General features: G+C 60.6%; 10 protein-coding genes. 7 read left to right on the top strand and 3 right to left on the bottom strand.

The genetic code is table 11. The features are described 5' to 3' along the window. The first annotated feature begins 53 nt into the window (after positions 1–53). Entirely contained in the window at positions 54–434 is a 381-nt protein-coding gene (locus tag FXN63_RS27420) for a four-helix bundle copper-binding protein (protein ID WP_484266852.1), read from the top strand. 111 nt (positions 435–545) lie between these two features. After that, a complete protein-coding gene (locus tag FXN63_RS14135; RefSeq protein WP_148815858.1) occupies positions 546–788 on the top strand; it encodes a hypothetical protein in 243 nt (80 codons plus the stop codon). 27 nt (positions 789–815) lie between these two features. On the opposite strand, the gene FXN63_RS14130 is transcribed toward FXN63_RS14135, so the two are convergent. Next, positions 816–1,184: a hypothetical protein gene (locus FXN63_RS14130; RefSeq protein WP_148815856.1), complete on the bottom strand. Its 369-nt coding sequence runs from the start codon at positions 1,182–1,184 to the stop codon at positions 816–818. Positions 1,185–1,601: 417 nt separating this feature from the next. Here FXN63_RS14130 and putA point away from each other — a divergent pair, with 417 nt between their 5' ends. Next, a complete protein-coding gene (putA, locus tag FXN63_RS14125; protein ID WP_148815854.1) occupies positions 1,602–5,504 on the top strand; it encodes a trifunctional transcriptional regulator/proline dehydrogenase/L-glutamate gamma-semialdehyde dehydrogenase in 3,903 nt (1,300 codons plus the stop codon). 139 nt (positions 5,505–5,643) lie between these two features. Here putA and FXN63_RS14120 read toward each other — a convergent pair whose 3' ends face one another. After that, entirely contained in the window at positions 5,644–12,042 is a 6,399-nt protein-coding gene (locus FXN63_RS14120) for an Ig-like domain-containing protein (RefSeq protein ID WP_187394896.1), read from the bottom strand. Between the two features lie 366 nt (positions 12,043–12,408). Between FXN63_RS14120 and FXN63_RS14115 the strand changes: the two genes are divergently transcribed. From FXN63_RS14115 to clpX, 4 genes are all read left to right on the top strand, one after another. Further along, entirely contained in the window at positions 12,409–12,792 is a 384-nt protein-coding gene (locus FXN63_RS14115) for a hypothetical protein (protein WP_148815850.1), read from the top strand. Between the two features lie 346 nt (positions 12,793–13,138). After that, complete coding sequence (gene tig, locus FXN63_RS14110) at positions 13,139–14,446, top strand: trigger factor (RefSeq protein WP_148815848.1); 1,308 nt, start codon at positions 13,139–13,141, stop codon at positions 14,444–14,446. Positions 14,447–14,448: 2 nt separating this feature from the next. Next, positions 14,449–15,105 carry an ATP-dependent Clp endopeptidase proteolytic subunit ClpP gene (clpP, locus tag FXN63_RS14105; RefSeq protein ID WP_148815847.1) on the top strand — a complete coding sequence of 219 codons (657 nt, stop codon included), beginning with the start codon at positions 14,449–14,451 and terminating at the stop codon, positions 15,103–15,105. Between the two features lie 2 nt (positions 15,106–15,107). After that, on the top strand, positions 15,108–16,382 hold the full coding sequence (gene clpX / locus FXN63_RS14100; protein WP_148815845.1) for an ATP-dependent Clp protease ATP-binding subunit ClpX: 1,275 nt from the start codon (positions 15,108–15,110) through the stop codon (positions 16,380–16,382). A gap of 122 nt (positions 16,383–16,504) precedes the next feature. Here the strand turns inward: clpX and FXN63_RS14095 are convergent, their stop codons facing one another. After that, positions 16,505–17,404, bottom strand: a complete 900-nt coding sequence (locus FXN63_RS14095) for a LysR family transcriptional regulator (protein ID WP_148815843.1) — start codon at positions 17,402–17,404, stop codon at positions 16,505–16,507. Positions 17,405–17,582: the final 178 nt, after the last annotated feature.

Below are 17,582 nucleotides of genomic sequence, written 5' to 3'. Positions count from 1 at the left end.
ATATAGGCATGTCACTTGCAGCCCTGGAGCATGGTTGAGGGGATTGTCCCTCCATGACTAGGAGAACTGTGATGAGTGTGCACACCGAGTCCGACGTGGTCAGCCTTGCGCCAGGGCCATATGACGCATGCATCGACGCGTGCAACACCTGCGCGACTGCTTGCGATACCTGCGCGGGGGCTTGCCTGTCCGAGGGGAGGGCGGCGCATATGGCTGCGTGCATCCGCAATGCCATCGATTGCGCGGCGGTATGCCGGCTGGCGGCTGGGGTAATGGCACGCCGCAGCGATCATGCTTTGATGGTCTGCAAACTGTGTGCGGCAATTTGTCATGCTTGCGCGGCAGAATGCCGTCAACACACTGAGGATCACTGTCAGGCCTGTGTCGAGGCATGCGAAGCCTGCGAGGCACATTGCCTGCAAATGATTCAGTAAGTTGTCGCTGCATGGGCGGGTTTTGCGTCTGCAGCGAGCGTTGTTCACGTCGAGGCACGATATTTGCTGTCTCCCGCAAGCCTACGCTTAGCTTCTTAGACGACACGCATCATGCAGATCAATTCTCTTCGTACCTTTGGCCGCGCCCGTTTTGAACAAGCCGGCAGTGCTGCCGATGACAGTGTGGCACCCGGTTCGGTCAAGATCCGCGATCCGCTAGACAGCCAGGCTCCTGGTGCCCGATGCCTGAAGCCGCAAGGCGTTGAAGCCGCTGTGCGCCGCCTGCGCGCACAGGCTCCCTCCAGCGCGCAGCATGCGCAAAAAATACAAAAAGCTCGGGTTGCCGTCAGGTAACCCGAGCTTTGTTGCCGTCCGCCGAAATTACCAGCCGCGGTAATAACGCGGGGGCGGGGGACCGTAGTAGCGCGGCGGCGGCGGGCCGTAATAACGAGGCGGCGGCGGAGCGTACACGTAACGCGGCGGCGGGGGCGGTGCATAGCAGCGCACATACTCGCCCGAGTACGGATCAAAACATGCCGGACGCGGCGGCGGCGGAGCGTAATAACGCGGGCCAGATTCCACGACAACCGGGCCGCGGTTGCTGTTGGCTCCGATCACGGCTCCGATAACAGCGCCGCCGATCAGTGCGCCAGCAATGGCACCGCCGTTGCCCCGGTCAGCAAGTGCCGGTGTGCTCACCACGGCAAGTGAACTTGCTGCTATCAATATTGCTGCTGTGATCTTGCGCATTTTCCATCTCCTGCGCCAAATCCTGGCGCGTTGGAATTATTGTGCAAGCACGTTGTGAAGGGAAGTTGTCTTCTGCGTAACCATCCGTGTCGAGTCGTCAGGGACTAATAACAACGCCAGATGGAAGTGCCATCCAAGTACCTCAGCGCGGTTTGAGCGTTTGAAGTGATGGTTTTCGGCAACAGCATGCCCTGCTTGCATGGCCCGATTTTACGCGTGTCAGGCACAAGCTTTCTTGGCGACGTTGATTCCGGCAGGTGAGGTCAAGTGTCAATGCCTCTGGTTGTTCAATTGTGCGGTTGCACCATTTTCTTCATCGAAAATGGCAGGTGCAACCTTTGGCCAAAAATACCGCTTCACCGGGTTGCGCCTTTGGGCTAGCATGCGGTTTCTCCGTGGCTCACTGGAACCGCCCTCATGGCAAGCACCACCCTTGGCGTCAAGGTTGACGACGCACTGCGCCTTCGTTTGAAAGCCGCTGCGCAGCAAGTCGATCGCACCCCGCACTGGCTCATCAAACAAGCGATCTTCACCTACCTGGACAAGATCGAGCAGGGCCAGATGCCTGCTGAACTGTCGCACTTGGCCAATGCCGGGGTCGATGCTGAAGAGGCGACCGTCACACAAGACAGCAGCTACCAGCCCTTCATGGAGTTCGCGCAAAGCGTTGGTGCCCAATCGGTGCTGCGCGCCGCAATTACCGCTGCCTACCGTCGCCCCGAGTCGGAATGCGTTGCGCTCATGGTCAATGGTGCTCGCCAGGACAACCCCGATGCGGTCAAGGCACTTGCCCGCAAGCTGGTGGTGGCCCTGCGCGCCAAGCGCAAGGGCGGCGGCGTGGAAGGCCTGATCCAGGAATTCTCGCTGTCCAGCCAGGAAGGCGTGGCGCTGATGTGCCTGGCCGAAGCCCTGCTGCGTATCCCCGACAAGGCAACGCGTGATGCGCTGATCCGCGACAAGGTGTCGCATGGCGACTGGCATTCGCATACCGGCAACTCGCAGTCCTTGTTCGTCAATGCCGCGTCCTGGGGCTTGATGATTACCGGCAAGCTGGTCAGCACGACCAGCGAAGCGGGGCTGTCGTCGGCGCTTACCCGTCTGATCGGCAAGGGCGGCGAGCCGCTGATCCGCAAGGGCGTGGACATGGCCATGCGCATGATGGGCGAGCAGTTCGTCACCGGCGAACGCATCTCCGAGGCGCTTGCCAACAGCCGCAAATTCGAAGCCAAGGGCTTCCGTTATTCCTACGACATGCTGGGCGAGGCCGCGACCACTGAAGCCGACGCCGAAGCGTATTACGCCTCTTACGAACAAGCCATCCACGCCATCGGCAAGGCATCTGCCGGCCGTGGCATCTACGAAGGCCCGGGCATTTCCATCAAGCTGTCGGCCTTGCATCCGCGCTATTCGCGCGCGCAGCAAGATCGTGTGTTTGCAGAGCTGCTGCCGCGCGTGAAGTCGCTGGCGCTGCTGGCACGCAACTACGACATCGGCTTGAACATCGATGCTGAAGAAGCCGATCGTCTGGAGCTGTCTCTGGACCTGCTGGAAGCGCTGTGTGTGGAACCCGCGCTGGCTGGCTGGAACGGCATCGGCTTCGTGATTCAGGGTTATCAGAAGCGTTGTCCGTACGTGATCGACTTCGTGATCGACCTGGCCCGTCGCACCCGCCATCGCATCATGGTGCGTCTGGTGAAGGGCGCGTACTGGGACAGCGAGATCAAGCGTGCACAGGTCGATGGCCTGGAGGGCTATCCGGTCTATACCCGCAAGGTCTACACCGACGTGTCCTACCTGGCATGCGCCCGCAAGCTGCTGGCTGCTCCTGATGCCGTGTTCCCGCAGTTCGCCACGCACAACGCGCACACCTTGTCGGCCATTTATCAAATGGCGGGCAACAACTATTACCCCGGCCAATACGAGTTCCAATGCCTGCACGGCATGGGCGAGCCGCTGTACGAAGAAGTCACCGGCCCGACCTCGGAAGGCAAGCTGAATCGCCCGTGCCGCATTTATGCGCCCGTGGGCACGCATGAAACCCTGCTGGCTTACCTGGTTCGTCGTCTGTTGGAAAACGGCGCGAACACGTCCTTCGTGAATCGCATTGGCGACGACAGCATCAGTGTCGATTCGCTGATCGGTGACCCGGTGCTGGAAGCCGAAGCCATCACGCCGCTGGGCGCGCCGCACCCGCGTATTCCGTTGCCGCGCGAGCTGTTCGGTGCCGAGCGCCCGAATTCGGCTGGTCTGGACTTGTCCAACGAACACCGCCTGGCCTCGCTGTCATCTGCCTTGTTGGCAGGCACCGCATCGGCCTGGCAGGCTGCGCCGCTGCTGGGTGTGGACACCGCCTTCGACACCAATCGTGCGCGTCCGGTGCGCAATCCGGCCGATCATCGTGATGTGGTCGGCTTCGTGATCGATGCCAGCCCGGAAGATGTCGAAACCGCCTTGCGTGCCGCTGTTGATACCGCCCCCATCTGGCAAGCCACGCCGGTGGAAGCGCGCGCGGAATGCCTGGAACGCGCAGCTTTGCTGCTCGACAAGCAGATGCAAAGCCTGCTTGGCCTGATCGTGCGCGAGGCCGGCAAGTCCTTGCCGAACGCGATTGCTGAAGTGCGCGAAGCCATCGACTTCCTGTACTACTACGCCGCGCAGATTCGTCGCGATTTCTCGAATGACACGCATCGTCCGCTGGGGCCGGTTGCGTGTATCAGCCCGTGGAATTTCCCGCTGGCGATTTTCCTGGGCCAGGTTGCTGCCGCGTTGGCTGCAGGCAATCCGGTGTTGGCCAAGCCCGCCGAGCAGACCCCGCTGATCGCCGCCGAGGCCGTGCGCATTCTGCGTCAGGCAGGCGTGCCGGAAGGTGCGGTGCAACTGCTGCCGGGCACGGGTGAGATCGTTGGCGCAGCCTTGACTGCCGACGCCCGTGTGCGCGCCGTGATGTTTACTGGTTCGACCGATGTGGCTCGCCTGATCGCTGGTGCCTTGGCAGAGCGCCTGGACGACAACGGTCACACCATTCCGCTGGTCGCGGAAACCGGTGGTCAGAACGCCATGATCGTGGATTCGTCCGCATTGGCCGAACAGGTGGTCAACGACGTGTTGCTGTCTTCGTTCGACTCCGCCGGTCAGCGTTGCTCTGCGCTGCGTGTGCTGTGCTTGCAGGAAGACGCCGCCGATCGCGTTCTGACCATGTTGAAGGGGGCGATGCGTGAATTGTCGGTTGGCAACCCTGACCGGTTGTCTACCGATGTCGGCCCGGTCATCGATGCCGAAGCCCGCGACAACCTGGATCGTCATATCGCAGGCATGCGCGACGCCGGTCATCGTGTTGAGCAGCTTCCGTTGGGCGATGAGACCCGCCAAGGCACCTTCGTGCCACCCACGGTGATCGAGATTGACGACATCGCGTCGATCAAGCGTGAAGTCTTCGGCCCGGTATTGCACGTGCTGCGTTACGCGCGGGTCGATCTGGACAAGCTGATCGATTCCATTAACGGTACCGGTTTCGGCCTGACCTTTGGTGTGCACACCCGTATCGACGAAACGATTGCACGCGTGACCTCGCGTATCCATGCGGGCAACGTCTACGTGAACCGCAATGTGATCGGTGCCGTGGTGGGCGTGCAGCCCTTCGGTGGCGAGGGCCTGTCAGGCACCGGCCCGAAAGCCGGCGGTCCGCTGTATTTGAGCCGTCTGTTGGCCATGGCCCCGTCGCGTCCGCGTACGGGTCTGACAGCAGAAGCTGCCCGCCTGGCACCCTTGGCCACATGGCGTGCCACGGTGGCCGGCATCGGCTTGAGCGACCAGGTGGCGCGCTGCGAACGTCTGCAGCAGGTCTCGGGCATTGGTGCGCAGCTGACCTTGCCCGGCCCCACCGGCGAGCGCAATACCTACCGCCTGGACCCGCGCGGCCCGGTGCTGTGCGTTGCAAGCACCATTGCAGGGGCGTTTGCGCAGTTCGCGGCCGTGCTGGCAACGGGCAACAAGGCGGTCTTCCCGGCAGGCGCGGCAGCAGATGCTGTGCGCGATGCTCGTCCCGAGGCACTCAAGCCCAATGTCGTGTTCCTGAGCGAAGGCCAGGCATGGCCAGCCTCGCTGGGTGCGGTGCTGTTCGAGGGCGATAGCGACGCGCTGCGCGAACTGAACAAACGCGTGGCTGCGTTGCCCGGGCCGATCCTGTCAGTCCAGGGCTTGTCATCAGGTGCGATCGAGGCGGGCGCGGATTACGTGCTTGATCGTCTGGTGGCGGAACGCTCGATCAGCGTCAATACGGCCGCAGCAGGCGGGAATGCGAGCTTGATGACGATTGGGTAAAAAAGGATCGGGTAAGAACGATCAGTTAAGGACGATTGGCTGATATCCGCTGATTGACGAAAGAAAAGAGCACCATTGCCCAGGCAATCGTGCTCTTTTTTCTCCCGGCAGCTTTACAGATGACGTGGCACCACCAGCTTCAGGACAGCTGGAAATCCCAGTTCTGAGCACCGATTTTATGGATATCCATTTCCGGTGCCTCGATGAAGTGGCTGGCTACTTGTGTGAACGACATGCCTTGCGCCATGGCATTGGTCCAGAAATTCAGCCCCACAGCATCGCTGCTTCGGCCAAAGATGGTCAGGTAAAGCAGCTCAACATCGTGCGCACTGTTGCCGTTGAACACGACAGCCTGCCGGCCTTGTGCTTCAACCGACGCAATGATGCGCAGCGCAATCTCTCCATAGCTGACCCCGCCTGCATGAGCGTCTGCCCAGAATTCGATGCCCAGATGGTCAGCCTGGCGGCCCAGAACGTTCTGGTAAAGACCCGCCAGCGACGTCAGCGAAGCATCGTTCTCGATCTTGAGGGTAGTGTTGGCAAAGCTCAGGTCTTCGGCATTGATGACCACTGATTGTTGTCCTGGCTGTGCTTTGGACGACACGATTGCATAGCCCCGATGCAATGACACGTTGTAGTCCGTGCTTGTGCCACTGAATGCAACGGTGTCGCTTCCCTGGCCGCCGTGCACGATGTTCGTGCTGACTGCCTGCGATGTGGCAAGTGGGGTTGCCGTGCTGGCCGTCTGGGTCGTCAACGACTGCGTCGATACGGTGGGCGTTGAATTGATGGTGACCCGGTCATTGCCACCGCCGGAGAAGATGGCACTGGAATTACCGTCAGTGACGGTGAATCCCTGGCTGGCAACGTCTCCCGTCAATATCTGGCGGTTCGTATTGCCCGTTACCGTGGCAGCACCGATGATCGCAGCAAAATCCACACTGTTGAGTACCAGGTTGCTGCCTGGCGCAAGCCCGCTGGTATCGATGACCAGCGCCGTGTGCTGGTTGGCGTTGCTGGTTCCCGTCAGTGTCAGCGGGCCGGTTGGCGCGTTGGATGTACTGACCGGCGTGATGGAATTAACCAGCAAGGGCACGCCTGCGGTCAATTGATTGAGGAACTTGACACCTTCACCTGTCAGGTGGTTTTTGTCGTTGCTTGCATGACCAGGGGTGGCGGCAAGAATTGCCTGGGTCAACTGCAGATTCGTCGTGGAAACCGGTTGGCTTGTGCCGCCAGATGCCGTCAGGCCATAACCCGGAGCCAGCTGTGCCAACAGCAAGGTATTACCGCCATTGTTTGCCAAGGGAATGTCGGCAACGCCGGCGTTGCCAGCGGATTCGGCCCGATCGTTCGTGATAATGCCGATGACGGTCTGGGTGCCTGTCCCGCCACCAGGGAGAAACACCGGCTGCTGGCTCACGGGCACACCATCCACCGTGGTTGGCGGCAGGGTCACAGAAGGTGGGGCGGGCGGGGCCTCGATGGTCAGGGTCAACGAAAGCCCGGCAGATGAAAGATTGCCGGCCACGTCCAGTTGGCGTGCGGTCAGGGTGTGCGTGCCTAGTGTCAGCGTAGCGTTGGTGATGCTCCAGTTGCCACTGCCGTCGGCAACCGCAGTGCCCACTACGGTGATGCCGTTGGTGTCGTACAGACGCACGGCGGCGTTCGGAAGGGCGGTGCCGGTCAATACCGGCTGTGTGACTGTGGTGATGTTGTCGCCAGGCGTGCCGCTGTCGCTGGCCAGGGTCAGTACCGGAGCACTGGGGGCTACGGGCGGCTGAGTGTCTATCTGCAGCACCAAGCCAAGGCTGGCACCTGAAACATTCCCAGCACGGTCCGTCTGTCTCGCGGTCAACGTGTGGGTGCCATCGGAGAGCTGTGGCGTCACCATGGTCCAGTTGCCGTTGATGTCGGCCGTGGTCGTCTCGAGCACCGTCACACCGTCGGTAGCGTACAGCGTGACGGCGGCAAACGCTTCGGCCGTGCCGGTGATGGTCGGCGTACTGACATTGGTCACACGGTCGCCTGCGGTACCACTATCGCTGGCTACTGCCAGCGAGGGCGTTGCGGGCGTCGCAGCGCTTGTGTCGAGCACCACGGTGATCGCGCTGCTGGCTGGCGAACCATTGCCGGCGGCATCGGTCTGGCGCACGGTCAGGGTGTGGCTGCCTTCGGTCAGTGCGACGTTGTTCATCTCCCAGGCACCCAGGCCGTTGGCGGTGACGGTGTCCAGCACCGTGGTGCCGTCGGTGTCGTACAGGCGCACGGTGGCGTTGGCTTCGGCCGTGCCGGTAAAGGTGGGGGCGCTGTTGTTCGTGATGCGATCGGTTTGCGATACACCGGTATCGGTAAGCGCAGACATGGTGGCGCTCGATGGTGCCAGCGGTGGGGTATGGTCGAGCACATAGCTGGCTCCGCTGACATAGCCGCCGGCGACGGCGATGTTGCCGCTGTTCTGGATGTTGGTGCCGCTCGGGTTCAGGTCCAGGCGCAGCTGGCCATCGCCTGCCAGGTTGTTGACGCTGACGGTGTAAGTGGTGCCGCTGCCGGCGACATTGGAAATCACGCCGCTGGCGAAATTGGTGGAGCTCAGCATGAAATCGGTGACATCGACGCCGGTCACGCTTTCGCTGAAGGTAACAGTGAAATCAACCAGGGTGGCACTGCTGGCCACGGTGGTGCCGGCGCCACCGGCGCGCACGATCGAGGTGACCACCGGCGCATTGACCACGTTGATGGTCTGCGCCAGGTAGCTGACGTTGCCGGCGACATCGGTGGCCGACAGATAGATCTGGTAGGCACCTGGCAACAGTTGCGCGCTGCCGACGCTCAGGGTATTGCCGCTGACGCTGAAGTTGCCATTGCTGGCGTTGTTGGTGCCGTTGCCCACCGCCAGGGCATAGGTGATGGCAGAGCTGTCGGTAGCCGATAGCGTGGCAACCGTCGCGCCTGCGCTGGCGTGGGCAGTGGCAATGTTGTTGCTGCTCAGCGCCAGCGCCGTTGGTACGGTGGTATCGATGGTCACCGTCAGCGGCAGTGAGTCGGTGGAGACGTTACCGGCGGCGTCAGTACTGCGGGCGATCAGAGTATGCGTACCTTCGGACAGCGTGGAGACGGGAATGGCCCAGTTGCCACTGGAGGTCGTCACAGAACCGAGCAGGAAAGTTCCTGCCATGGTGCCGTCGGTGACATACAGCCGCACCGTGGTACCGCTCTCGGCCGTACCGGTAAATACCTGTGTTGTTTCGCTGGTGATGTTGTCGCTCTGGGAACTGCCGCTGTCGTCGAGCGTGCGCAGATCCGGACGCGAAGGCGCGACCGGCGCCGTATGGTCGAGCACATAGCTGGCGCCGCTGCTGTAGCCGCCTGCAATCGCGATGTTGCTGCCGTTCTGGATGCCGGTGCCGCTGGGATTGAGGTCCAGGCGCAGCGAGCCGTCGCCGGCGAGATTGTTGACGGTAACGGTATAGGTCGTGCCGCTGCCGACCACGTTCGAGACAACGCCGCTGGCGGCATTGTTGGTGAACAGCGCAAAGTCGCTGACATCGACGCCGCTTACGCTTTCGCTGAAGGTGACGGTGTAGCTGGCCGAGGTGGCGCTGGTCGCCACACCGGCAGCGGCGCCGCCGGCGCGCACGATGGAGGACACGCTCGGCGCTTGGACCACATTGATGGTCTGCGCCAGGAAGCTGACGTTGCCGGCGGCGTCGGTGGCCGACAGATAGACCTGGTAGGTACCGGCCGACAGCGGCGAGCCGCCGACGCTCAAGGTATTGCCGCTGACAGCGAAGCTAGCGTTGTGGGCATTGTTGGTGCCGTTGCCCACTGCCAGTGCATAGGTGATGGCGCTGTCATCGGTGGCCGACAGCGTGGCGACGGCGGCACCGCCGTTGGCGTTGACGGTGGCGATGGTGTTGCCGCTCAGGGCCAGCGCCGTTGGCGCAGCCGCATCGACGATCACTACCAGCGCGGAAGACGCTGCCGACACGTTGCCGGCGGCATCGGTGGCTTTGACGGTCAGCGTGTGCGAACCAGACGTCAGCGCATTGCTGGTGATCGACCAGTTGCCGCTGTTGGCTGGGGCCGAGCCGAGCTCGGTGCCGTCCGTGTCGTACAGGCGCACCATGCTGCCGGCTTCGGCCGTACCAGTGAACACCGGCGTGGTGACGCTGGTGACGTTGTCGTTATTGAACCCACCGGTATCGTCGAGTGCGCGCAGGTCCGGCGCCGATGGTGCGGCGGGCGCCGTGTGGTCGAGTACATAGTTGTTGATGCCAGTAAAGCCTCCAGCGATGGCGACGTTGCTGAAATTCTGGATGCCGGTGCCGCTGGGGTTGAGGTTCAGGCCCAGGCTGCCGTCGCCGGCCAGGTTGTTGACGGTGACGGTGTAGGTGCTGCCGCTGCCGGTAACATTCGAAATAACGCCGCTGGCCGAGCTGCTGGTGGCGAGTGCAAAATCGCTGACATCGACGCCGGTCACGCTTTCGCTGAAGGTAACCGTGAAAGCAACCGAGGTGGCGTTGTTGGCCGCGGTGGTGCCGGCACCGCCAGCGCGCACGATCGAGCTCACCGTCGGCACAGTATTGACGGTGAAGGTCTGGGCCAGGTAGCTGACGTTGCCGGCGGCATCGGTGGCCGACAGGTAAAGATTGTAGGTGCCGGCCGAAAGCGGCGTATTGCCCACGCTGAGCGTGGTGCCGGAAATGGCAAAGCTGCCGTTGCCGGAATCGTTGCCAGCGCTGCCAGTGGCCAGCGCATAGGTGACGGCGGTGGCGTCGGTGGCCGACAGCGTGGCGACCGCAGCATTGGCGCCGGCGGCAGCCGTGGTGGCGCTGGTGCTGCTCAGGGCCACGGCGGTTGGTACGGTGCCATCAATCACCAACACCAGTGGTGACGAAACGGTTGAGACATTGCCTGCGACATCGACTGCCTTGACAGTCAGCGTGTGCGTGGGCTGGGTCAGTGTGTTGCTACGGATCGACCATGTGCCGTTGGCTGCCACATCCGTACCAAGTATGGTGCTGCCATCGGTATCGTACAGCGTGACGGTACTGCCAACTTCTGCCGTGCCAGTAATGGTAGGCGTGTCGATTTTGGTGATGTTATCGCTGGTTGAACCGGAGTTGTCTGCATTGAGCAGGACCGGTGTAGGGGGTGCTGACACAGCCGTGTCGAGCGTGTAGTTACGGCTGACCGCTGCGGTACTGCCATCGGCGGTGAATACGCGCGCCATCAAGGCATTGTTGCCGCTCAGCAGGTTGCCGGTGGCTGACCATGTGCTGCTGCCAACCACGGCGTTGCTGGCGGTGGTCCAGCTCACCCCGCCATTGAACGACACCTGCACCGATTCGCCGCTCAGCAGCGGACCATCGAGTGTGCCGTTGATAGTCTGCGCGGTGACATTGGTGATGTCGTCGGTGGCGATGTTGGAATCGTCCGACAGGGTGGCGGTCAATACTTTGGTGGTGGGGAATACGGGTACGCCGATATTGGCGACGATGATGTTGTCGAAGAACGGCGCTTCGCCGGTATTCGGCGTGCTGGCGTTATCGTATGGGGTGGGGAATGACAGCTTGAACCCATAAATGCGCAAAAAATCAGCATTGCCGCTCATGTCAATGCGTTGAAAGGCAGAAGCAGGAGTGGAAGTGATCCCTGTCATGGATCTGGGTACCGCAGTGCCTATCAATGCCCCGGATGCGTCGATGGCCTGGATGGTAAAGTTGCTGTCCCGCGGATTGCGAATGTCGAACGAAGTCAGATCGAAGTAGAAACCATTGACGTTGGACTTGAAGATTACATAATCGACATCGTCGGCCTGGACGCGGATTGCGCCGCGGGTGCTGGAGTCGATGGTGCTGCCGTCGGTTGTACTGCCTTGTATCCTGAACGTGATGCCTGCGCTGCTCGACTGCGCTTCGACATCCCAGCCGGTATTGGCGAGGTTGCTGGCATTCAATACGGTTCCGGGAGCATAGCCATTGGTACCGGTTGTCACATAAGCCGTACTGCTGACCGAGTCAAACGTCGTGACGTTTTGAGCGATGGTCCCCAGCACATGGTCATATGCGGGCCACTGCAGCGCCAGTCCAGCAGCAATTCCCGAAGTGTGTTCCAGTGTCCAGCTACCGCCCAGCGCAGCGGCACCCACCAAGGTGGCCGACGCCGCCACCGGCACACCCATCGCCAGCGCCATTGCTGTGATAAAAGTTTTACCCGCCTGACCCTGTGCAAGTTCGCAGCTGTACAGCTGCACACTACCGCCTTCACGCAACGACAGGCCAATATCTGTCAGCGCATCCTGCACCTGCGGATCACTCAGTGTGTCGCAATCTATGATCTGGGTGCCTAAGGTCAAGCGGCCCGGTGCACCATGACACAGCAAGTGAATCGCGTCATAGCCTTCAGCCGTCACGGCCCATGCGGCCAAGTCGGCAAGCCCTTCCCGATCACCGCCGAACGCTACGACTTCCACGCCTTCCGGTACGCCGTCGATCAGCACTTGTCGGTCGTGCAGCGCCGAATCGATCAACACGACTTCTTTCCGCCCGCCATACCGCTCGGGCTCTGCATGCCGCAAACGAGTGGGGAATGGAGCCGCACACAGCGGCAGATTCAGGTAGTCGGGACTATTTGAAACGGGCGCTGTGCAAGGGGTCATCAAAGGCTCAATCAAGGGAATACGTCACTGGGTTAACGACGTCTCGAGAACATTGCCAAATGCGGCATTGGTTTCCAGGTGTATCTTTTAATGAAAGATTTAGCTTGATCGTAGTGGGCTGACCTAAGCTTCAAAAGGCTGAATTGGGCATGAATCCTGCGCCTGCGGTTGCTTTGATGGCGCGGCCTCGCCGCCCATCTATCGTGAGACGCACTAAATCGATTCGCCAAGGAGCCTGCCATGTCTGAAAATCTGATTCCCTTCCTTGAACGCTTGCACAAAGACCCTGATGTTCAGGCTCAGGCTGCGCCATTTGCCGGTGCGCTTCATGTTGTAGCCGCGCAATTCGCCGCGCTCTCCGCTGCCATTGGCTTGCCTACCAGTGCAGAGGCACTGGAAGCGGCCGCGCAGGAAGCGGCCAAGGATCTGGAACAACCTCAGCTTGAGGCCATCGCCAATGGCGCACCGCTGCCTGAAAGCTGGACGGGTGGGTCTTTTGCTGCGGTGGGCGGCGCGGCTTTGATCGCAGCCGCAACGCGTCGAGCTCAGGCGGGTACCTACGCCGACCCCTTGGAGGGCAGCCCCGTCAAGAGCAGCCCCGGCGTAAGCGACGTGCTGCCTTGATCTGCTCGCGTTGATGCCTTGGCCTCTGGTCAAGGTCATCCAAGGGCAGGGCGCGCAAACCGTAGCAGGGCGAAAGTTGCCCCACTATGGTTTGTTCGCACCTGCCCTTGTGCTTTCCATCTGTGGCCCAACCATCAACAAAGTCGCGCCCGCCAAGCACTTCTGAGGCGGTGCAGCAAGCGCATTTGGCGGTTTACGCTATCATTCAGCTTTTGTGGCGCAGGAGTGGCCAGCATGAACGCATCTGTGTCATGCAAACCTGCGCCATGCAGCGTCCGGTTCATCGTTGGAGACCTCGACGAACCGCTGCATGCCCACCTTCCAACTCTTAGATATAGGTTTTTGCATGCCTGTGGTTGAAACGCTGTCCGGCCTCGAGCGCCGTGTGGATCTGTCTGTTCCGGTTGCTGACGTCGAGAAACAAGTCGACTCGCGCCTCAAAAGTCTGGCCCGCACTGCCAAGATGCCCGGTTTCCGTCCCGGCAAGGTGCCGATGTCGATGGTGACCCGCACCTACGGCCCAGAACTGCGCCTGGAAGTCATCAACACCAAGATCGGTGAAGCTTTCGAAGCTGCCGTGGGTGAGTCCAAGCTGCGCGTCGCCGGCATGCCGCGCGTCGAGCCGAAGGCCGACGCAGCAGTCGAAGGCGAAATCGCTTTCACGGCTACCTTCGAGGTCTACCCCGAAGTCAAGCTGAACGACTTGTCGACCCTGGAAGTCACCCGCGCTGAAGCCAGCGTTGGCGACGAAGAAATCGACCGTACGCTGGACATCTTGCGCAAGCAGCGTCTGTCGTTCGAAGAGCGCGCAGACCGCGCTGCTGCCGACAATGACCAGATCACCCTCGACTTCGTCGGCAAGATCGACGGCGTTGCATTCGAAGGTGGCTCGGCTGAAGACTTCGCATTCGTGCTGGGTCAAGGCCGCATGCTGCCGGAATTCGAAGATGCTGCGCGTGGCCTGAAGGCTGGCGACACCAAGACCTTCCCGCTGGCTTTCCCGGCTGACTACGGCTCGGCCGATGTCGCTGGCAAGACTGCAGAATTCGCCATCACGATCAAGAAGGTCGAAGAAGGCGTGCTGCCGGTCGTTGACGCAGAATTCGCGAAGCAACTCGGCCAAGCCGAAGGCGACGTCGAAAAGCTGCGTGCCGACATCCGCAGCAACCTGGAACGCGAAGTCAAGAGCCGCGTCCAGGCCCGCACCAAGTCCAGCGTGATGGACGCACTGGTCAAGGCTGCTGAATTCGACGTGCCCAAGTCGCTGGTCAGCGACGATACCGAGCGCCGCGTTGCGTCCGCTCGCGAAGACCTGAAGTCGCGCGGTGTGCCGAATGCAGATTCGATGCCCATCCCGGCTGAAGCCTTCACCGAAGAATCCGAGCGTCGTGTGCGCCTGGGCCTGATCGTGTCGGAACTCGTGCAAGCTGAAAACCTTCAAGCCAAGCCCGAACAAGTTCGTGGCAAGATCGAAGAGTTCTCGCAGAACTACGAGCGCCCGGCCGAAGTCATCGGCTACTACCTCGCCGACAAGCGTCGTCGTGCAGAAGTCGAAGCTGTCGTGCTGGAAGACAACGTGGTCGCCCACGTGCTGGCCAAGGCCAAGGTCACCGAGCAAAAAGTTAGTTTTGATGAACTGATGGGAACTGCCTAAATATGCGCCGCTTTGTAGATTTCTACGCATCGATGTACGGGACCGAATCGCTGGGCCCACAGTCGCTGGGATATATCCCGATGGTCATCGAGCAATCGGGACGCGGCGAGCGGTCGTACGATATCTACTCGCGCATGCTGAAGGAACGAGTGGTGTTCCTGGTTGGCCCCGTTGCTGACCAGTCCGCCAATCTCGTCGTTGCCCAGTTGCTGTTCCTTGAGTCGGAAAATCCCGACAAGGACATCTCGCTCTACATCAACTCGCCTGGCGGGTCGGTGTATGCGGGTCTGGCAATTTACGACACGATGCAGTTCATCAAGCCGGACGTCTCCACGCTGTGCACCGGCATCGCTGCCAGCATGGGCGCGTTCTTGCTTGCCGCGGGCAAGAAGGGCAAGCGTTTCTCGTTGCCCAACTCCCGCATCATGATTCATCAACCCTCGGGCGGTGCCCAAGGCCAGTCGACGGATATTCAGATCCAGGCACGCGAAATTCTCGAACTTCGTGGCCGCCTTGATCGCATCATGTCCGAAAGCACGGGCCAGCCGGTCGAACGAATCGAACTCGACACCGAGCGCGACAACTTCATGTCTGCCGAAGAAGCCGTGGCCTACGGCATCGTCGACAAGGTGATGAAGTCGCGCGTTGAGCAGGACTAAGCATGTCGGAAAAGAAAGGGTCGAACGAAAAGCTGTTGTATTGCTCGTTCTGCGGCAAGAGCCAGCATGAGGTGCGCAAGCTGATTGCGGGCCCGTCTGTATTCATCTGCGATGAGTGCATCGACCTGTGCAATGACATCATCCGCGACGAAGTCGGTGGTGAAGTGGCGGCCGGCACCAAGTCGGAGCTGCCCACCCCGGCGGAAATCAAGGAAATCCTTGACCAATACGTGATTGGTCAACCGCACGCAAAGCGCATCCTTGCAGTGGCTGTCTACAACCACTACAAGCGCATTCGCCAAGCGGGAGGCAAGGATGACGTCGAGCTGGCAAAGAGCAACATCTTGCTGATCGGACCTACGGGTTCCGGCAAGACGCTGCTTGCCCAGACGCTGGCGCGCCTGTTGAATGTTCCGTTCGTGATGGCCGATGCAACCACGCTGACCGAAGCCGGTTACGTGGGCGAGGACGTCGAGAACATCATTCAGAAGCTGCTGCAGAACTGCAACTACGATGTCGAGAAAGCCCAGCGCGGTATCGTGTACATCGACGAGATCGACAAGATCTCGCGCAAGGCCGACAACCCGTCGATCACCCGTGACGTATCGGGCGAAGGCGTGCAGCAGGCTTTGCTGAAGCTGATCGAAGGCACGGTTGCCTCGGTCCCGCCGCAAGGCGGACGCAAGCATCCGAACCAGGATTTCGTCCAGATCGATACGACGAATATCCTGTTCATCTGCGGCGGCGCTTTCGATGGTCTGGAAAAAGTCATCCGTGGTCGTACTGAAAAGTCCGGCATCGGTTTCTCGGCTTCCGTGAAGGCAGAATCCAGCCGCACGACCAGCGATCTGTTCGGTGAAGTCGAGCCGGAAGATCTGATCAAGTTCGGTCTCATCCCCGAATTGGTTGGTCGTCTGCCGGTGGTGGCAACGCTTGCCGAGTTGAACGAAGAAGCGCTGATCCAGATTCTGGTCGAGCCGAAGAACGCGCTGGTCAAGCAGTTCCAGAAGCTGTTGGCCATGGAAGGCGCTGAACTCGATGTGCGTCCCCAGGCTTTGCTCGCGATCGCTCAGAAGGCGCTCAAGCGCAAGACGGGTGCGCGTGGTCTGCGTTCGATCATCGAGGCTTCTTTGCTGGACACCATGTACGAACTGCCCACTCAGGGCAACGTCGTCAAGGTGGTGCTGGACGAGAACGCCATCAGCGGTGAAGGCAAGCCTTTGTTGATCTACGGCGAAGACCAGGCCCCCAAGGTTGCGATCTCTGCCAAGCACTAAAGCCCTCTGTTAGCTCGATTTGGAGTGTTCTTCAAATCGAGTTTCTCAGGCGGAAAAAACCGGCTCACGTAAGTGGGCCGGTTTTTTTATGGAAGTTTCTTAATGGATTTCTGCCAGTTAATTCAACACCAGATACGGTGATTGCAGGCGGCCTGCACCTCGCCGATATTGAGCTGACAATACTCAAGATAGGTACGCACCAGGTTCGATCGGAACCGACTTTGCGGGTAGAGCAGATGAACCGGCCATTCCGGGCAAGGGTACGCTTCCAGAATAGCTACCAAGCTGCCCGCTGCAATCGCAGGTAGTGCAAGAAACGGCGGCAGCTCTGCGACCACGTCTCCATGTATGGCCCGCTGGGTCAGCATCTGATAGTCGTTTGCCGCGATCACGGCCCGAGGTTCGATCACCTGATCGCCCAGGCTCCAACGTGCGCGCGCATCTATCCTTGAGGCCCATACGCCGCACGGGTACCGACGCAGGTCGGCAGGGTCGGTTGGGCGGCCCAGCCGCTCGATCAGCGCGGGGCTTGCCACCACGATATTTCGGAAGCTAAGCACTTTTCGCGCAACGAGGTTCTCGTGCCGAATGTCGCCTACGCGCAGGGCAACGTCTATACCGTCCTCATACAAGTCCATGCGACGCTCGGTCGCATAGACCAGTACTTCGATGTCCGGGTAGCGATTCTGAAAGCTGGCGATCAGCTTCCACCAAGGCTCGAATGTCTGTGGCAGTGACAGCCGCAAGCGGCCTTTCAGCGACATCTGGTCGGACTGAACGGCATGTTCGGCATCTTGCAATGCTTCTATGCCAACGGCTGCATGTTCAAGCAGCCGCACGCCCGCGTCGGTCAACACCGTACCCTTTGCGGCACGCTGAACCAGTTGAACCTTCAGTTCGCGTTCAAGCTCCTTGAGTCGGCGACTGACAGTAGGCAGCGGAATGTTCAGGCGCTGGGCCGCACCAGTCAGGCTTCCGGTCTGTGCAATCGCCACAAACATGCGTACCGCGTTGAGATCCATCGACGCTCCAGAGTCCAGCAATGCGTTTCTTGGAAAAGCAGCGCTTTGCTTTCCGCCGCCAAGCTACCATGCGCGAATAAGTTTCAAAACACGAAAAGTGAAGGGCTAACTTTCATTTTTGAAATAACGGAGTGGGTTTTCCGGCAACTTGCGAATTTCATTTATGAAAGTCGGCCTT

Source organism: Pigmentiphaga aceris (assembly GCF_008119665.1).
Taxonomy (GTDB): Bacteria; Pseudomonadota; Gammaproteobacteria; order Burkholderiales; family Burkholderiaceae_B; genus Pigmentiphaga; species Pigmentiphaga aceris.
The sequence above is the reverse complement of the archived record's forward strand: the minus strand, read 5'-3'. Positions and strand labels throughout refer to the sequence as shown.